General features: G+C 41.9%; 16 protein-coding genes. 3 read left to right on the top strand and 13 right to left on the bottom strand.

From position 1 onward, the window contains the following. The first annotated feature begins 99 nt into the window (after nucleotides 1-99). Nucleotides 100-255: a hypothetical protein gene (locus V7161_RS11560; RefSeq protein WP_223595268.1), complete on the top strand. Its 156-nt coding sequence runs from the start codon at nucleotides 100-102 to the stop codon at nucleotides 253-255. A 645-nt stretch (nucleotides 256-900) separates the two neighbouring features. Here the strand turns inward: V7161_RS11560 and V7161_RS11550 are convergent. From V7161_RS11550 to V7161_RS11530, 5 genes are all read right to left on the bottom strand, one after another. Then, nucleotides 901-2,004, bottom strand: coding sequence for a PRK06851 family protein (locus tag V7161_RS11550; protein WP_335445257.1), 1,104 nt, complete (start codon nucleotides 2,002-2,004; stop codon nucleotides 901-903). An 89-nt stretch (nucleotides 2,005-2,093) separates the two neighbouring features. Continuing rightward, nucleotides 2,094-2,570 (bottom strand): Cys-tRNA(Pro) deacylase, encoded by a 477-nt coding sequence (gene ybaK, locus V7161_RS11545; RefSeq protein WP_335445256.1) that lies wholly within the window; start codon nucleotides 2,568-2,570, stop codon nucleotides 2,094-2,096. Between the two features lie 80 nt (nucleotides 2,571-2,650). Continuing rightward, nucleotides 2,651-5,113, bottom strand: coding sequence for a S8 family serine peptidase (locus V7161_RS11540; RefSeq protein WP_335445254.1), 2,463 nt, complete (start codon nucleotides 5,111-5,113; stop codon nucleotides 2,651-2,653). Between the two features lie 197 nt (nucleotides 5,114-5,310). Further along, a complete protein-coding gene (locus tag V7161_RS11535) occupies nucleotides 5,311-5,961 on the bottom strand; it encodes a response regulator transcription factor (protein WP_335445252.1) in 651 nt (216 codons plus the stop codon). Then, nucleotides 5,936-7,801, bottom strand: a complete 1,866-nt coding sequence (locus tag V7161_RS11530; protein ID WP_335445251.1) for a GAF domain-containing sensor histidine kinase — start codon at nucleotides 7,799-7,801, stop codon at nucleotides 5,936-5,938. Before V7161_RS11530 ends, V7161_RS11535 begins: the two co-directional genes overlap by 26 nt. Nucleotides 7,802-8,224: 423 nt before the next feature. Between V7161_RS11530 and V7161_RS11525 the strand changes: the two genes are divergently transcribed. Both V7161_RS11525 and V7161_RS11520 read left to right on the top strand, forming a co-directional pair. Beyond that, nucleotides 8,225-8,485 carry a hypothetical protein gene (locus tag V7161_RS11525; RefSeq protein ID WP_335445249.1) on the top strand — a complete coding sequence of 87 codons (261 nt, stop codon included), beginning with the start codon at nucleotides 8,225-8,227 and terminating at the stop codon, nucleotides 8,483-8,485. Nucleotides 8,486-8,511: 26 nt separating this feature from the next. Then, nucleotides 8,512-9,612, top strand: coding sequence for a hypothetical protein (locus V7161_RS11520; protein ID WP_335445248.1), 1,101 nt, complete (start codon nucleotides 8,512-8,514; stop codon nucleotides 9,610-9,612). A gap of 35 nt (nucleotides 9,613-9,647) precedes the next feature. Here the strand turns inward: V7161_RS11520 and V7161_RS11515 are convergent, their stop codons facing one another. The 8 genes from V7161_RS11515 to V7161_RS11480 all read right to left on the bottom strand — a co-directional run bounded on the left by V7161_RS11515 (nucleotide 9,648) and on the right by V7161_RS11480 (nucleotide 17,891). Further along, complete coding sequence (locus V7161_RS11515) at nucleotides 9,648-10,355, bottom strand: ABC transporter ATP-binding protein (RefSeq protein ID WP_335445247.1); 708 nt, start codon at nucleotides 10,353-10,355, stop codon at nucleotides 9,648-9,650. Nucleotide 10,356: 1 nt separating this feature from the next. Further along, nucleotides 10,357-11,136, bottom strand: a complete 780-nt coding sequence (locus V7161_RS11510; RefSeq protein ID WP_335445380.1) for an ABC transporter ATP-binding protein — start codon at nucleotides 11,134-11,136, stop codon at nucleotides 10,357-10,359. Next, on the bottom strand, nucleotides 11,111-12,085 hold the full coding sequence (locus tag V7161_RS11505; RefSeq protein WP_335445246.1) for a branched-chain amino acid ABC transporter permease: 975 nt from the start codon (nucleotides 12,083-12,085) through the stop codon (nucleotides 11,111-11,113). The genes V7161_RS11510 and V7161_RS11505 overlap by 26 nt, the downstream gene beginning before the upstream one ends. 15 nt (nucleotides 12,086-12,100) lie before the next feature. Continuing rightward, nucleotides 12,101-12,979, bottom strand: coding sequence for a branched-chain amino acid ABC transporter permease (locus V7161_RS11500; RefSeq protein WP_335445244.1), 879 nt, complete (start codon nucleotides 12,977-12,979; stop codon nucleotides 12,101-12,103). Nucleotides 12,980-13,123: 144 nt separating this feature from the next. Beyond that, the gene (locus V7161_RS11495; RefSeq protein ID WP_335445242.1) at nucleotides 13,124-14,299 is read right to left on the bottom strand and encodes an ABC transporter substrate-binding protein; all 1,176 of its coding nucleotides are present in this window, start codon (nucleotides 14,297-14,299) and stop codon (nucleotides 13,124-13,126) included. Between the two features lie 317 nt (nucleotides 14,300-14,616). Then, nucleotides 14,617-15,819 carry an MFS transporter gene (locus V7161_RS11490; protein WP_335445241.1) on the bottom strand — a complete coding sequence of 401 codons (1,203 nt, stop codon included), beginning with the start codon at nucleotides 15,817-15,819 and terminating at the stop codon, nucleotides 14,617-14,619. A 188-nt stretch (nucleotides 15,820-16,007) separates the two neighbouring features. After that, nucleotides 16,008-17,093 (bottom strand): hypothetical protein, encoded by a 1,086-nt coding sequence (locus V7161_RS11485; RefSeq protein ID WP_335445239.1) that lies wholly within the window; start codon nucleotides 17,091-17,093, stop codon nucleotides 16,008-16,010. Between the two features lie 135 nt (nucleotides 17,094-17,228). After that, nucleotides 17,229-17,891, bottom strand: coding sequence for a hypothetical protein (locus V7161_RS11480; RefSeq protein ID WP_335445238.1), 663 nt, complete (start codon nucleotides 17,889-17,891; stop codon nucleotides 17,229-17,231). Between the last annotated feature and the right edge of the window lie 30 nt (nucleotides 17,892-17,921).

Genomic DNA, 17,921 nt, shown 5'->3' with positions numbered 1-17,921 from the left:
TTTAACTTTTTTTCCCTTTCTATTTATTTCAATTCCTTCCGCATAAACGAATTTACCAATGCCAAACTAAAAGTGGATAAAGAAAGGGGGGCAAAAGCATTGACAAAAAAGTTTAATAAAGGCAGCGGCAACCAAAATTCACCGCAGGCAGGACACGCGGAAGCAGAATTTGCCAATGAATTTGTAAGCGGCGATAACAGTAAAGGGAACAAGCGCAATAAAGGCCAGCAAAGCAAGACAAATCCACATGCTTAAATCTAGCAAAAAAATCGGCTTTCTCCATTGAAAGCCGATTTTTTTGAAATTAATGGCAGGTAAAGGATCGAATTCGGTCTAAATCCATTCCATAATATTGCCAGTGGTAGCCGCGCCAGCGATAACCGGCGATGGACGTTCTGCCCACATAGGTTGGGTAGTACCAGAAGTTTTTCCCATTCCTTAACCAAATATAGGTGTAACGGTAGAGGCACGGTCGGATGCCGCCTGGGTCGACCGCATATAATCCCGCTTGTTCATGTGGTATAAAAGCCGGCGGCGGGGCAGTCGGAGGTCCTCCATGCTGTCCTCCTCCATGCGGTGGTGGTGGCGGGAATCCCCCGTGTGGTGGTTGATGCTGACCACCTCCGTGCGGCGGTGGTGGCGGAAATCCCCCGTGTGGTGGTTGATGTTGGCCACCCCCGTGCGGCGGCATGTGTTGAACCCCGCTCTGCGGCGGCGGTCCTGACGGTTGATGCTGGCCTCCTCCTTGAAACTGTGTCTGACGCAAATAATCTTCATGAGAAATACCATGTATTAGGCCGTAGCCATAAGGATAATTCAAATAATCCAAGGCACAAAACCCCCTTCTATTTGTATTCCCTCTAATGTATGCAACTGGCCTAATTTGGTGAAATCTCAGTCCTATTCAACCGTGGCAGCAGCTAAATTTCTTATTTCTTCGGCAATTTCATTCTGAATTCCCTCAACAACGGAAAAATCCATGGCTGCAATATAAATTTCTTCTAATTCATCATGCAGCTCTTTTGCCTTCGCCAAATAGGAGGTTGCCTCCTGCATTTTGCTTTTATAGTTAGCCGCAATTTTACTGAGGATATCTTCAAAAATTTCATCTGTACCGTGAGCAATTAACAATTCATACATATCAATGATTTCATCGCCGTCGCGGCTCGGGAAATACTCATGCGGTGCAGTGCTGTCAAAAATAGCGATCCCCAGTTCTCTAAAAATAACCATATCTAAACTATGAGGGTCAAAACCGCAATGGTAAATTTCAGTGTCAACGCCTCTCGTTTCAGCAGCTGCCGCCAGTTTTTTCAGCATGGTGGACTTTCCTGAACCTGGACGTCCCTTAATAAAATAGCGCTTCGGAATCTCTTCTGTTAGATTTGGTACAAAATCAACGGCGCCTTTTGGTGTTGCCGCCCCTAAAAAGCGATGACGGATATCGGATTGTTTACTGAGCTTCATTTTCCCAAAGAACGTATCAATTAATTTGTTCGTTAATTGATCAGCTTTTTTGAAATCCATGCTGTTGATATAAATTTTTTCCCAATCGTCATGGATATCCAAGGCTTCCTTGAACGTATCATAGGCCTTATGGAAGGACTGATTGATTTGCTTTGTTAGTTTTAATATCGTGCTTTTATGAATAGCTAGTGCCTTGGCATTCCAAGCCTCACCAAGGTTAATATATTCTTCGACTGCACCAGGTGCCTTCGGTTCAATGACGTGCGGTGCGGTTCCATCGACAATTCCCACCTTCAACGCTGGAATAATCACACCATCAATAGAATTATTATCTGATGAGCAATGGAGAAACTCGATATCGAAGCCTTTTCCAACCCACTCATTGCCAATTTTTTTCATCAGCGAGGATTTACCTGTTCCAGGCCCGCCTTTTAAGATAAATAACCGGTCAAGTCCTTGGAGATTTGAATCGTACAGATTGTGGAACCCCCTAGCTGTATTACCGCCGGCAAAATAATTCTTAATTTTACCTGCCACTCTTCAACACTCCCTTTTTATGACGAAAGCTTAAGTTTATTTCACCCTATCTTATGCTTTTGCCATTTATAGGTGAATGCCTATGGAAATTATTTAACAACATCGGTAATGTCGGCATTTGTTACTTCCTTTAAAGTTGCAGTGGCGAGGACGATTTGCATCCCAATTTTTCCGGCACTCACAACAATTGTCTGGATCTCGCGGCAGCCTTCATCGATAAAGGTCTTATATTCCTTTTTCATGCCGATGGGGGAGCAGCCGCCGCGGATATAACCCGTCCATTTTTGAATATCCTTCACCGGAAGCATTTCAACTTTTTTCTCTCCAGCCGCCTTCGCCGCTTTTTTTAAGTCTAGTTCTTCTGCAACCGGAATAACGTAAACATAAATATTTTTGCTTGCTCCCTGTGCCACAAGCGTTTTATAGACCTCTTTCGAATCCTTGCCAATTTTTTCAGCCACGGAAACTCCGTCAATTTTTCCATCTTTGTTGTCGTATGTAAGCATGTCATACTGGATTTTTTTTGCATCCAATATCCGCATTGCATTTGTTTTTGCAAGTGCCAATTTGATCATCCTTCTTTTTTGAATACTATTTTATCAAAAAAAAGAGAAGAGCTCACAGTTAAGCTCTCCTCCAAAAACGATTATTGCAGCCACGCTTGAAAGTAACGCATTACGGCAACCGCATAGCCGCCTCTTGTCACTTTTTTCGCTGGATCAAAGCTGGCCTCGACAGTTGGCACCAAATCGTAAGGTCCTTGTTTTACAGCAAAAGTGGCATTTAAAATATTGAGGTCAAGCGCTGTTTGGACATAACCTTTAAGCGTTGCCGGAATAGACGCATTATCCTTCAAAGGAATCCGCTCATCCTTATAAAGAACTGTTACCGTATCACCGCTGAAATCCTTGGCCTGTTTTTCTAAACCAAGCGCTTGTACAAGCGAGTAGGCGAGCTCCAAGCGGCTGACCTCACCGTTTGAATTAAAATTACCGGCCGAATCCATCAGCATTACGCCGCCCTGCGTCTGTAAACCATCACGAATGGCAGCCCCATTGGCCGTAACAGCCTTAACAAACGGAACGTCAGCTGACTGAACATCCTTCAAGGCAGGAGCCTGGCTTTGACGAATTCCAGCTCCCATTACCAAAAACCGGGCTAAATCCTTCCGTAGCAGATTTTGCTGCGGCTTAAATGATCCATCCGCATACCCATCTACTAAACGTTCACTTACCGCCATTTGAATCGCGGAGGCTGCAGGGCTGCCGGCAATATCATTCAAACCTGAAAAGCCACTGACCTTCGCTACAGATATCGTCCCTTGAATCGTTTCAGGCAAGCCGACACCAACCGGATTGGCCGTATTATAGTGCAGACCGTCAATCTTTACCTGCCATGTACCAGCCATTGGTGAATTGACGGTCGCCGTACGGTCAGGATAAAGCGTAAACAATAGGCTGATCCCTGAGCTGTACTTTGTGCCATCCGGCGCAGTTAATATAAGGTTGACCGGGTTCCCGGTTTGACCAAGTAATCCATAGGCATCAATTCGTGCTGTCAATTGGGAGACACCTGCCGGAACATCAAACGAGTAGGTGTTTGACGTTGACAGCAATGGGTTATAGTCAACTTGAAAAGGTGACCTTTCAACAGAAGCAACTGCATTGCTATTAAATGTTTGATTCGCATTCACGGTCTTTCCGTAGGTGCTCCCAAAAAGAACTGCATCGAGTGCCGCATAAGCGTTAACATATCCACTTCCGACCTCCCACGATTCATATCCAGGCATATTCGTCGCGGTATCCTGCAACACCTTTTTGATTTCATCCGGCGTTAACGTTGGCTTTGCTTCAAGGAGAAGGGCGACAATCCCGGCAACATGCGGCGTTGCCATGGAAGTACCACTCATCACCGTATAGTATGGGAGATAGGCCGGTTCAATCACCGCGGCGTCATCCGTTGCCGCTAAGGAAGATACCGGGGCCACTGCCCGGGTCGAGATAATGTCCACCCCAGGGGCGGTAACACTTGGCTCATCCTTCCAAGTCCATGTGCGGCCATCCAGTTCAAATGTGCCGCCCACACCATTAGTTCCCCGCGAAGAAAAGTCTGCTAGTGAGCCATCCTTTTCACCGGCGGCTACGGAAATGACCCATGGTGCCTTGGCATATGGATTATGAGTATTTTCGCCAGGGCCTTCATTTCCTGCCGCAAACAAAACGGTAATGCCGCGGTCATAGGCCGCTTTACTTGCTAGATTAATAGGGTCATTCGGATCAAAATCGCCGGAAGAGCCCCAAGAGTTTGTAATCACACGAATATTGTATTGAGACTGATGAGTAATGGCATAATCGAAACCTCCAATTCCATCAAGTACCAGTAGGGCAACACCCGAACCATAGCCGATTAAGTTTGCCCCCGGGGCAACCCCTTCATATTTTCCGTTAGAGGCTGCGCCGGTTCCACCGACAATCCCGGCAACATGGGTTCCATGGCCAGAATTCGTGTCAGTGTTTGGAACATTTTCAACATACGTAATGGGAAGTAAGCTCGGTTCCAGGCTGCTTAAATTTAAGCTTGCCATCACGTTTTGAACAACATGGCTGCCAAATTGCAGGTCTTTATGAGTTGCATCGACACCGCTGTCATTGATCACAACTCCGACACCCTTGCCTGTGATTGGCAGACCGCCATTTGCCTTTTGCATTGCAGCGTCTGTGCGGGCCTTATCCACTCCTGTAATATTGGTAGCATCAGCATTGTAATATTCAAGTTTTCGATTTAAATAGATAGACTTAACTCCAGGTGAAGCAGCCAGCTTATTAATTTGATCCTTTGTGGCTACAATTCCAGCCATCGGTAATGCCTTCATCGTTATTCCTTTGGCAATTCCAAGGCCTTTCAATACATCCAAATTGCCCTTTGTCGGAGCACCCTGTCCGTCAAAGGTTACGATGACCTGTAAGGGGTCTGTTGCTGTTTCAAGTGCTTTGACTAGTTTACTATCAAGAACTGCAGATGTAACCGAGGCATGTGCCTTTGATAGATTTGGTAAAACGAGTGAAAATAGTAATAAGAAAGCAAGTAATCCTGAAAACCACCTTTTCACAATCCATTCCCCTTTTCCAAATTACATTTGATAGGACTATTGTCTAAAAATTCAGACCACCTTACTATTCAGCAAAGGGAGTAATTAAAAAAAGAAAAGGTACTATTTTCAACTCGTACAAAAGTAATATTAACCAGACCAAAAGGTTAAAAAAGGTGTCAGGCACCATGTGAAGATTTCACATGGTGCCTGACACCTTATGTCAATGGGACGAGCTGGTTTTGGACGGCGTAGATGACGACCTGGGAACGGCTTTTGACACCGAGTTTTTTGAAAATGTTTGACACATGAATTTTAACGGTTTTGTCGCTTATGTAAAGGGATCCAGCAATTTCCTTATTATTCATTCCCTTTACAAGGCACAGAAGGACTTCTTTTTCCCTTCCAGTCAAGGCACCTTCCACTTTCTCCTCAACAGGCTCTGCCGCTTTTGGCTGTTGAAAGGCAAGAAACTTCTTGGTCATCGTTGGATGAATCACCGATTGCCCGCCCGCAACCGCACGGATGGCATCAACCACCTGCTGTGAAGGGGCGTCCTTCAGAAGGTAGCCATCCGCCCCTTCACGGATCGCCGACATAAAGTATTCATCATGGTCGTACATCGTCAGCATTAATATTTTTACTGATGGATACAGCTGCTTAATGATACTTGTGGCTTCAATACCGTTTTTCTCCGGGATATTAATATCCATCAAAATGACGTCAGGCTGCTCATCCTTCACCTTGGCAATGGCATCATTTCCATTTACAGCTTCCGCGACCACCTCAATATCTGTTTCCATATCCAAAATATTCTTTAACCCATCCCGTAAGACGGCATGGTCATCGACTAACATAAGCTTGATCACGTAATTCACTCCCTTCAATCCCCATCCTTGGTACCGTTAAGGTAATTTCTGTTCCCGCCCCTTCCTTGCTGTCAACCTGGAGGGTGGCCTGGATTTTTTCAGCCGCTTCATTCATATGCAAGATTCCGAAATGCGGGTGCTCACGAGCCTTAATCATGGCCTGGAAAAGTGAAAATCCTTTGCCATTATCCTTCACCTTTAATAAGACATGCTCTTTTTGATAGCTTAAGAGAATTTCCAATTTGGATGCACCAGCATGCTTGATTGCATTTTGCACACTTTCCCGGCAAATCTCAAACATAATTTTTTCCACCATTGGACTTAACTGAAACTCTGGTCCCCGCGTTTCTAAGGAAATAGGGATTTTTGCTTCCAGCTCCACTGCTCTAATCTTCGTGGAAATAGCCGCAAGCAAACCGACACGTTCCGTTGGGTAAGGCCGGAGCGCATAGATTGATTCCCTGACCTCCTTAAGGCTTCTCCTCAGCTTTTCCGTGCTGCCATTGATTAAGCGGAGGGAGTCTTCAGGCAGCTTCGCAAATTTTCGCTGAGCCGTCTCTAAATTCATAATTGCCCCGGCAAGCGACTGGGCAACCCCGTCGTGGATTTCACGGGCAATCCGATTTCTTTCTTCTAATATTAATCGTTTTTCCTGCTCGGCAAACAGCCACCTTGTTTTTATCAAGACGGCCATCTGATTGGCAAGGGTCGCTGCTGACTGTATATCCTCTTCGGCAAAGCTTTTCGTGCGGATCCTGCCAAACACAAACATGCCGACCAGTTCGTTCTCTAGTATCAATGGTGCATATAACAGCGATGCTACTTCTTCCGTAAAAAGTCCCCCGACAGGGCCCGCATCCTTTTTCGTATTGTGATAGACCGTTAATTGCTTAAATTCATCTAAAGAATCCGCCATTTGCCCAGATAAAGCCCATTCTTTTTTAAGGAGTCCGGAGGCGGTCTTTAATATCCAGCTGTTTCCTTGCCTTTTCCATAAAATCCAGGCATCAACATCAATAAATTCTTGGAGATTTTCGGTTAAAAAAATCATCCAGTCGGCAGCAGCAATTTTTTTATTTAATTCCGAGGAAATACTGAAGAGTGCTTTCATTTTAGCTTTTTCCCTTTTCAAATTAGCAATGATCGAGCTTAGCAAGGCAAAGCAAACCAATGGTGAGAAAAAGAAAAAAAAGGAAATGGCGTCAATTTCGCCTCTGTTTTGGTTACCTAAAAAGTGAAACAGAATGAGATATGCATACGAAATAAAAAAACTATTCAATTCCTGCAGTGATTTGCGCTTCCATGCCTTAAAACTATAGGTTTGCGGCCGAATTACAAGCAAAAAATCAACTAGTATGTTATTAACCAAATAAAAAGGAATCATCAGAAGAGTAAAAAAGATTGTTCCTCTTACTACTTTCGATTGGTCTGCAATTGGTAAGGTTGGAAACAAGGACATGCATAGTATGTATGCGAGAAAGAAGCTGATAACCAAGAGAGCCGGGTTAAAAAAGACAAGTCGCAATGGGCGTCTTTTAATAAGATTAACAGCTGCAACGATCAATCCGTAAAATACAAGGGTAAACGCAAGTCCATCTATGAAGAATATGGCGTAAACAAGCGAAAAAGAAATCGTAACGGTACCTTTCCAAATCGGGAGGGGGAAGAACTCGACGATAAAAAGGAAAGTCACTAATAGGGCAAAAATCATCGGCTCTTTCGGCGCTGTTAATTTTAACAGTCCAAATTGGATGAAAATCCCCGTTCCAATAATAGATGTTAGCAGCAAAAAGAGCCGTGCAAGTCGTTCCTTTTTATGAAAAATCACAGTATTGGCCATGAAACACCTCCTCATTTTGTTACAAATAACATAATTTTCAGTTAATTATTATTGTAAAGGAATTATACAAGAAAAACAATTATCGAAATTGAACCACACCCTTGGGCCAGTTGAATTTCCAACCTCTTAACCTCACAAAAAAGCCCAGACCGGCACAATGATCACACTAACCGATACTGGGTCCCACAAACCTGGTGGAGGTTTGTTAGTAACATTATCACACAGGTAACACTTTTTTTCCATTTACTAAAAGGATTATTCTACACTAGTACCTTTGTAGTAAAATCAATCGTTAACAAAATTACCCAAATTTTGTCACTCGTTTGTCACTCTATCAAAACAGTAATATAGTAAACTGAAACAAGATGATAGATATTTTTGAAAATATGTGAAATAATTCACAACTCAAGAGAGGTGGTTTTCATGAAATATGATTTAGTGCTTTTGCATGCTCCGAGTGTTTTTGACTTTCGAAAAAATCCCCTGCTGGCTGGGCCAATCAGCGATGTCGTGCCATCGTCACCCGTATTCGAAATGTATCCGATTGGATTAACCAGTATTGCTGACTACTTAGAAAGATATGGGCTGCGAGTGAAAATTATCAATATCGCCAATCGCATGCTGATAAATGAAACGTTCGATGTGGAAAAGAAACTGAGGAAAATCCAAACACGGCGCTCCTAACCGCTAGGGGCTGTACGCAAAACTGCTTGATCTGCGGCGGATCAAGGGAGGCCTATGATCAAAACTGCAACCGCCATTCCCTTGCACTAAGGTCACCAGCCAAGCTTGTGGAGGATATTCAATTTATCTCCCGCTTTAGCCGGGCGCCGATTTTTATCCTCCATGATCTTCGACAAGGCGGCCGTGACTATGTAAATGAATTTTTTAACCGCTTAAAAAAGCTCAATTTGAAAAATGAAATCGTGTTTGAACTTTTCCAATATGCAGATGAGGATTTCTTTCGAAAAATTAATGCCAGCTGTTCAAAATACAGCATCGAAATAACACTGGAAACACATGATGAAAACATCAGACACTATAATGGTAAATTCAGCTGTTCCAATAATAAAGTTATCGATACGCTTCGTTTTGCATTAAGGCATGGCTGTAAAAAAATTGACCTGTTCTTTATGGTTGGGATTCCAGGGCAAACGTATCAAAGCGCCATTGAAAACATTGATTTTTGTGAAGAGATCCATCTTGCCTGTAACAAGGACCCGCGGATTTTTTACTTTGTTGCACCGCCGGCACCGTTCCTTGACCCTGCCAGCCCAGCTTTTGAGCATCCGGAAATTCATGGCTATAAAAAGCTTTGCCATACGCTTGAAGACCATCGCAATGCCATTATCCAGCCTTCCTGGAAGCATATGCTCAGCTATGAAACAAAAGATATGACCCGGGATGATATTGTCAATGCCACGTATGAAGCCGCACAAAAACTAAATGAATTTAAATTAAAATATCATTTGATTGATCTGATAGGGTATAAAGACATTAAGTGGAAGATAGAAAAATCGATGGCCTATATCGCAAAGATTGATTACCTGCTGGCCTTGCCGGAAGAACAACAAAGCGATGACTTCAAAAAAATCTACCGGGAAATAGAAGAGTTAAACAGTTATAGCATCTGCGGCAAAAATGAACTAAAGTGGGAGGTCCAGAAAAATTACGCCAATTTCTTTTCGCTTGCCCTGGTAGGCTTAGAGCAGCTCTATGTTGATTATGCCAATAAAATTAGAAATCACCTTCAGCCAAAACTTCGCCGGCAATTTAAACTCGAACCAGAGCGGAGGAAAATGAAAATATAAAAGGAAAAGGGACCGGAAAACTCCGATTCCCTTTTTTAATGCCCGCCCAGATAGGCGTTTCGAATTTGATCACTTGCACTAAGTTCTGCAGCCGAGCCAGAGGCAACAATTTTCCCAGTCTCGATGACATAGGCACGGTCAGCAATTGATAATGCCATGTTGGCATTCTGTTCGACCAACAGGATTGTTGTACCTGTTTTATTGATCTCTTCGATGATGTTAAAAATCTGTTTTACTAATAAAGGTGCAAGACCCATCGAAGGTTCATCCAAAAGCAATAGACGAGGCTTGGCCATTAACGCACGGCCCATTGCCAGCATCTGCTGCTCACCACCGGATAAAGTTCCTGATAGCTGCTTGCGGCGTTCATGCAAACGCGGGAAAAGCTGATAGACCTTTTCAAAATCTTCACGGATGCCTTTTTTATCATTACGCAAGTAAGCCCCTAATTCAAGGTTCTCTTCAACCGACATGTTGGAAAAAACACGACGGCCTTCTGGTACCTGACATAGGCCTCTTTTCACGATCAATTGCGGAACCTTGCCAGCAATGTGCTCGTCTTTAAAAACAATTTCACCGTTCTTCGGCTTCAATAAGCCGGAAATCGTTTTTAAAAGTGTACTTTTTCCAGCTCCGTTAGCGCCAATCAGTGTAACAATCTCACCTTGGTTGATATCGAGGGATACTCCCTTCAATGCATGTATGTTTCCGTAGTAGACATTTATATCGTTGACTTTTAGCATTTTAAGAGACCTCCTCGCCTAAGTACGCTTCGATGACTTTTGGATTATTTCTGATTTCCTCTGGAGTACCGCTGGCAATCAATTGGCCGTGGTCAAGTACATAAATTCTTTCACACACTCCCATGACTAGGGGCATATCATGCTCAATCAAGAGAATGGTTAAGGAGAAGCGCTCACGAATCAAGGCAATTAGATTCATAAGTTCCTCTGTTTCCTGCGGATTCATCCCTGCTGCAGGTTCATCTAGCAGAAGCAGCTTTGGATTGGCTGCGAGGGCCCTGGAAATCTCCAAGCGGCGCTGCTGGCCGTATGGAAGGTTCTTTGCCTTCTCATGCATGACCTCATCAAGTTTAAAGATTTTTAAAAATTCAATCGCTCTTTCTTCCATTTCCTTTTCCCCGGAAAAGTGGGAAGGAAGGCGGAAGATTGAGCTCAAGATCGAATGTTTTGCATGAGAATGATAGGCTACCTTTACATTATCCAATACCGATAATTCACTGAACAAACGGATATTTTGGAATGTACGGCTGATGCCTTTTTTCGTAATTTTATAGGGTGCTTGCCCATTTAGTTTTTCGCCATCGAGCGAAATGCTTCCCTCAGTAGGGATATAGACACCTGTTAAAAGATTGAAAAATGTCGTCTTTCCAGCACCGTTTGGGCCAATTAAACCGACAAGTTCACCCTGATTTAATTCCAAGTTTACATCTGATACAGCCCTTAATCCGCCAAATCGGATTCCTACATTATCTACTTTAAGCAACGGTTTGTTTGCTTGCATCATGAGAACCTCCCTTAGCAGACTTACCAACCTTGAAGAATGAGGTAATTTCTCTTGTTCCTAACAATCCTTGTGGACGGAAAAGCATCATTGCAATTAACACAAGGCTGTAAACGACCATCCGAACCTCTGGAAAATCGGCAAGGAAAGTTGAGATAATCGTTAATAGTATGGCTGCGATAACGGCACCAGACATACTGCCAAGACCGCCAAGCACGACGAAAATTAAAATATCAAAGGATTTCAAGAAGCCAAAGTTTGTCGGCTGGATAATATAAAAGTTATGAGCATGTAAGGCACCAGCAATACCAGCAAAGAAAGCACCGATAGCAAAAGCCATAACCTTGTAATAAGTCGTATTGATTCCCATGGCATCTGCGGCAATTTCATTTTCCCTGACCGAAATACACGCTCGTCCATGAGTAGAATTCGTAAAGTTAACGATGACAACAATTGTAATCAGTACGCAGGCAAACAGCCAAGGCCATGTGATCAGGTGGGCAACGGTCATACCGCTTGCTCCGCCTACATAATCCATATTTAAAAATAAAATTCTCATAATCTCGCCAAAACCTAATGTTGCAATGGCAAGATAGTCGCCTCTTAATCTTAGTGTAGGGATACCAATAACTAATCCGGCAATTGCCGCGACGATTCCGCCTGCAATTAAAGCGACCGGGAATGGCAGACTTAATTTAGTTGTTACGATTGCCGAAGCATAGGCACCTACGGCAAGGAAGCCAGCATGTCCAATTGAAAACTGTCCTGTAATCCCAATGATTAAGTGAAGACTAGCCGCAAGAATGATATTAATACCGATAAAGAAGAGTGTGTTTACATAGAAGGAGTTTAATGTACCTCCGTTAATTAAAAACTGTGTTACTACTGCAAAAACAACGGCAGCAGCGATCCAGATCCAAAAAGTCTTTGTTTGTTTTAATGTTTTCATCGCTTTAGCCACCCCCTAGACTTTTTCCCTGACATTTTTACCAAATAAACCTGCTGGTCGGAAAATTAAAATTAGAATTAAAACTACAAAGGCTACACCGTCACGCCATAAAGAATATCCGGATGCACTTACAAGGGCCTCGATAACACCTAGTAATAAACCGCCTGTCATTGCACCAGGGATAATGCCGATTCCGCCTAAAACGGCAGCAACGAAAGCCTTAAGTCCTGGGATAATTCCCATTAATGGTTCAATTTTTGTGTAGTACATTCCGAAAATAACGCCTGCTGCTCCAGCAAGGGCAGAACCAATCGCAAAAGTCGCAGAAATTGTATTATTTACATTGATTCCCATCAATCTTGCAGCATCCATATCGTGTGATACGGCACGCATTGCTTTACCAATTTTGGTTTTATGAACGATAAACTGCAGTAAAATCATTAAGAAAACTGATGTACCTAAGATTAAAAGAGATTGTCCGCTGATTTTAACACCCAAAATCTCTAAGCTCTTTAGTGGAACGATGTTGCTTGGATATGCTTCCGGCTGTGCACCGCGAGCATAAATTGTTCCGTACTCGATAAACAGGGATACACCAATCGCTGTAATCAGCGCCGCAATCCTTGTCGCATTTCTTAGCGGCTTATAGGCAATCCGCTCAATTAAGACTCCAAAAATGGCACAGGCCACCATGGCAATCACTAATGCTGGGAAAAATCCTAAATGAAAAATTGAAATACAATAAAATCCAATAAATGCACCAACCATGAAGACGTCCCCATGGGCAAAGTTAATTAATTTTACGATACCATATACCATTGTGTACCCTAAGGCAATTAAAGCGTAAATACTGCCTAAGGAAACTCCGTTGACTAGCTGCTGTATGATTTCCATTTGTGTAACACTCCTTTAGAAGGACTCAACTTTTTTAAAAAATTAGGCGTTAACTTGGTTAACATGTTGGAAAAAGTGTTTGTTTCTAATAAATTGGAATAGGGAGGCATTTCGCTCCCTATCCAACTAAAACACTTATAGAAATTAAGGATTTACCTTTGTCTTAAATTGTTGTTGGCCGTTTACATACTCAAGAATTACTGCTGCTTTAATTGGATCATGGTTTTTATCAAGCTTTAAGTTTCCAGATACAAGTTGAAGGCCGTCAGTTGATTCAAGGGCTTTTTGAATTTTCTTAGGATCGCTGCTTCCTGCACGTTTAATGGCATCGGCAACGAAGTAAGCAGTATCATAACCTAAAGCAGCAAAGGCATCAGGTGATTTACCATCATACTTAGCTTTAAATGCAGATACGAATTCCTGAACCTTTTTATCGCTATCACCAGAAGAATAGTGGTTTGTGATAAATGTATTTTTAAGCGGATCGGCACCAGCAATTTCTACTAGTTTAGGAGAATCCCAGCCATCGCCGCCCATAATTGGAACATTAATACCAAGAGCACGAGCCTGCTTTACGATTAGACCAACTTCTTCATAGAACCCAGGAAGGAACACGTAATCTGGATTTTTTGCTTTAATATTTGTTAGGATTGCATTAAAATCTGTATCCTTCGCTACGTATGCTTCTTCTGCAACGATAGTACCGCCATTTTTCTTAAAGTTCGCTTTAAAGGAAGACGCTAGGCCTTTTGAATAGTCACTGGAGCTGTCGATAATAACGGCTGCAGATTTAACCTTTAGAGTGTCTAGTGCAAAAGTTGCAGCAACAGTACCTTGGAATGGATCGATAAAGCAAGTACGGAATACAAAGTCATTTACCTTACCGTCTTTATTTGTAATTGTAGCGTTAGTAGCAGTTGGTGTAATTAATGGAACTTTGTTATCTTGGGCAATTTGAACTTGGGCTAGGGTATTTGTACTTGTTGCGGAACCGATGATTGCTGATACCTTATCTTGGCTGACTAGCTTAATAGCACCGTTTGTTGCTTCTGCAGCATCTGATTTATTATCAACTGCCACTAATTTTAATTTCTTGCCGTCAATACCTTTTTTATTGATTTCTTCAAAGGCTAATTCAACACCTTCTTTTACAGACTGGCCGTAAGAAGCTACACCGCCGGATAGCTCTAGGTTTGCACCGATCTTGATTGTGCCGCCCTTTTCAGCATCTCCGCTCGTGCTCGCAGAGCCACATCCTGCCATTACGCCTGCCGCCATCATCAGCGACATAAAAATTCCAGCTACCTTTTTCTTTCTCATACTTAACCCCCTGTTTTTCCGAAAAATTTTCCCAACCTTTTGTGCTACTGTTTAAAAAACATATAATATTCTGAAAACATTGTATCTAAAATTTTATAGTTCGTCTAGTCTATTTCCGCGTTATTTTAAAATAATTTTGAAAATAATATTTTCTTCGGTTTTCGTACATTTTAAAGCTTTATTCAACTAAAGTGAATAAGAATTTACTTTTCCATTAAAAGGGTTATAATCAGATTAATATTTTGTCTAAATATATTTCTTTCTTCTTAAATTGAAAAAAAAAGAGACCCCAAAAGGGAGTCTCTCTCAACAAATTGTTATACCAATTCTTTGTTTTTCGTTTCTTTTCCAAAAAACAATACTGTTAACGCTCCAATAATGATAGAGATACAAAAGATCGTAAAGATGGACTGAATCGACATTTTTTGGGCCACAAGATAACCCACTAATAATGGACCCAGCACTCCGCCAATCCGCCCAAAGGAAGCAGCCATACCTGCACCTGTCCCGCGAATAATCGTTGGATATTGTTCAGGAGTATAGGCATATAATCCTCCCCAGGCTCCAAGATTAAAGAAGGACAGCAGGATTCCAGAGGTCATCAAAAGGGCGGTTGATTCGGCCGTGCCAAAGAAATAAGCGCTGGCAGCAGTACCGATTAGATAAACAACTAATACAAATTTGCGGCCAAATTTTTCGATAAACCAGGCAGCGGTAAAATAACCCGGCAATTGGGCCAATGTCATGATTAGGACATATTCAAAGCTTTTAATTAAACTAAAGCCCTTCATCACCATCACGCTTGGCAGCCAGAGAAACATCCCGTAATAAGAAAAAACAACGCAAAACCACAAGACCCAAAGCATCGCCGTTTGGCGTCCATACTCTTTCGACCAAAGTTTCCCAAGACTTTGGAAAACAGAAATTTTCTCTTTATCCTTTATGGCTGAGAACCGCGGTGAATCCGGCAGCCCCATTCGTAAGTATAGGGCATAAAGGGCAGGGATGGCACTAATGATTAATGCTGTCTGCCAGCCAAACTTGGGAATGACAAAATAAGAAATCAGGGCTGCAATCAGCCAGCCGCCCGCCCAAAAGCTTTCCAAAAGAACGACAATCTGGCCGCGTTTTTCCGGCGGAACACTTTCGGATACGAGAGTGGAAGCGACAGGGAGCTCTCCCCCCAAGCCCATTCCTATTAAAAATCTAAAAATTAAAAAGACAGTTAAAGTTGACGTAAAAGCAGAGGCGCCGCTGCCAACTGAAAATAATAATAACGTAATAATAAAGACATTTTTCCGCCCGATACGGTCAGCCATTAAGCCGAACATAAGGGCACCGACAGCCATCCCAATAGAATTGATGCTGCCAATCCAGCCCATCTGCCCCGGGGTTAGATTCCATTCTACTTTTAAAGCCGCAATGATGAAGGAAAGCATTCCGACATCCATGGCATCAAACATCCAACCCATCCCGGCAATGCCAAGTAATTTACGGCCTGATATTTCCTTTTTGTCCATTAAAATCCCCCTATGCTGTAGCGTTCATTAACATTATTCCCCAATTTGTCCTCTTTATATTTGAAAAGGAATAGTAAACGCTACTAAACATAGATATTCTAGCAAGTGTCTTTACACTTGTCACTACTTTTTCAAAAATCCCATGAAAAAAGAGAGGATGCAAAATTGCATTCTCTCTTACTAAATAATTAATATAACCAGTGTCCGTCGCTAGCAAAAGTATACCATTTGGAACCGATTTTTACTTTGCCAGTTTTCATTACACCACTTGAAAGATCTAAATAATACCACTTGTTACCTAATTTCAACCAGCCTGTTTTCATATCGCCATTAACTGAATCTAAATAGTACCACTTGTTAGCTAATTTCAACCAGCCTGTTTTCATATCGCCATTAACTGTATCTAAATAATACCACTTGTTACCTAATTTAATCCAGCCTGTTTTCATATCACCATTAACTAGATCAAAATAGTACCATTTGCCGCCGATTTTATCCCAGCCGATTGACGCATCGCCATTTACTGCATCGAGGTAGTACCATTTGCCTTTATCTTTGAACCAGCCTTTTTTCATGTCACCAGAAGGATTAAAGTAATACCACTTGCCATTCACTTTAAACCAGCCAGTTACCATAGCTCCATCTGCTTTTGGATCAAGGTAGTACCGCTTGCCGCCTTCATTTAACCATCCAGTTAATTTTTTAGCCTGATCATTATAGTAATACCATTTGCCGTTTTCTAACTTCCAGCCATCAATTTTAAAAGTTATATTAACTTCTGACTGGTTACCATTAATATCTGTTACATAGCCACCATATACATCGTCACTAGTGACATTATTCCTGATATCTTGAATTGACACAATCGTATCAATCCCTGGTGCTGCATACTGTGGAAATGCCAAATTGTAAAGCTGTTTAAACTGTGCATTCTCAGGTTTATCCAACCATGTTAGAAATCTTCCCTTATCAATAACCAATTGACCATTAGAAAAATGGCCGGTAATGTCAGGAATTCCGAAAGCTGGTTCTCCAGGAATTGTCGCGCTATCGGCGTTATCTGAAGCAATAACTAATTTTTTTACGTCTCCAGTTTCCCCAATTAAATCAAACGTAAAGTTGTTTCCAGTGCCAGTCGCTTTGATTTCGCCTTTGTCTGTTTCTAATGATATTCCCTTAACATTAACAGCTTCAGCAGCATGAGAAACATTTGCTGGAAGCACAGCTAATAGGAAAAGGAATAAAAAGCTAGATAATACAATAATTCTTTTCACGATAATCCTCCTAGTTATTATGTACTGAACCTCTGAATCTATAAACTAGAATGCTAGTTTACTATAAGAAGTAATAGTCTTATTTTACATAAAACTACCATTTTCTACAACAAAATAATACATTTTTCCTATTCATTATTTTAATGCGCCGACTGCTTTATCCATTAGCGCAGATCTTTTCTGCTTTTTCAGACTTACATAATGATTCTTAATCGGCTTCGCTTCGTCAGCGCTGTACCCATAACTTCCCAATTCTTTCACAAGGGCATTATAAATAATGAAAAATGAATTATCGGTACTCGCTTCCAATCTTTTGGCCGCACCATTATATTTTGAATAGAAATAGAAATAAGAAATGTCCTCACCATTGGCCTGTTTTTCTTGATATTCACTCATGGCGTAGGATAGAAGATTATTAAGTTTGCTGTCTGCTTGGCCTTCGAGATCATTAAAGGACGCTTGATATTTTCCGATAATGCTAGCGGCAGTCGGTTTTGTTTTGACGATAGGAGCTGTTGTTTTACTTTCTATCTTTGTAGGTTCATGCGTTTCATTTGCTGAGCTCGACGAAACCTTCTTAACCGCCTTGCTTAAATTTTGACCTTTTGCATCTGCCACAGATCCAGTCTGTGTAGTGTTATCATCAGGTAATTTGATAGTAAAATCCGTTTTAACAATATTATCTACTTTTGGATCAGCCGTCTTATATTCTTTAATATTGAGGTAATAATAAAGCGACCCTGCCCCTACTGCTAATATGACAACGATGCTGCTTAAAAAAATTGTCCACTTTTTCACGTTCGATCCACCTTTATTTCGACAAATTCA

Source organism: Neobacillus drentensis, from assembly GCF_036965425.1.
Classification (GTDB): domain Bacteria; phylum Bacillota; class Bacilli; order Bacillales; family Cytobacillaceae; genus Neobacillus; species Neobacillus drentensis_F.
Note: the sequence above shows the minus strand (reverse complement) of the source record. Positions and strands in the feature narration are given on the sequence as shown.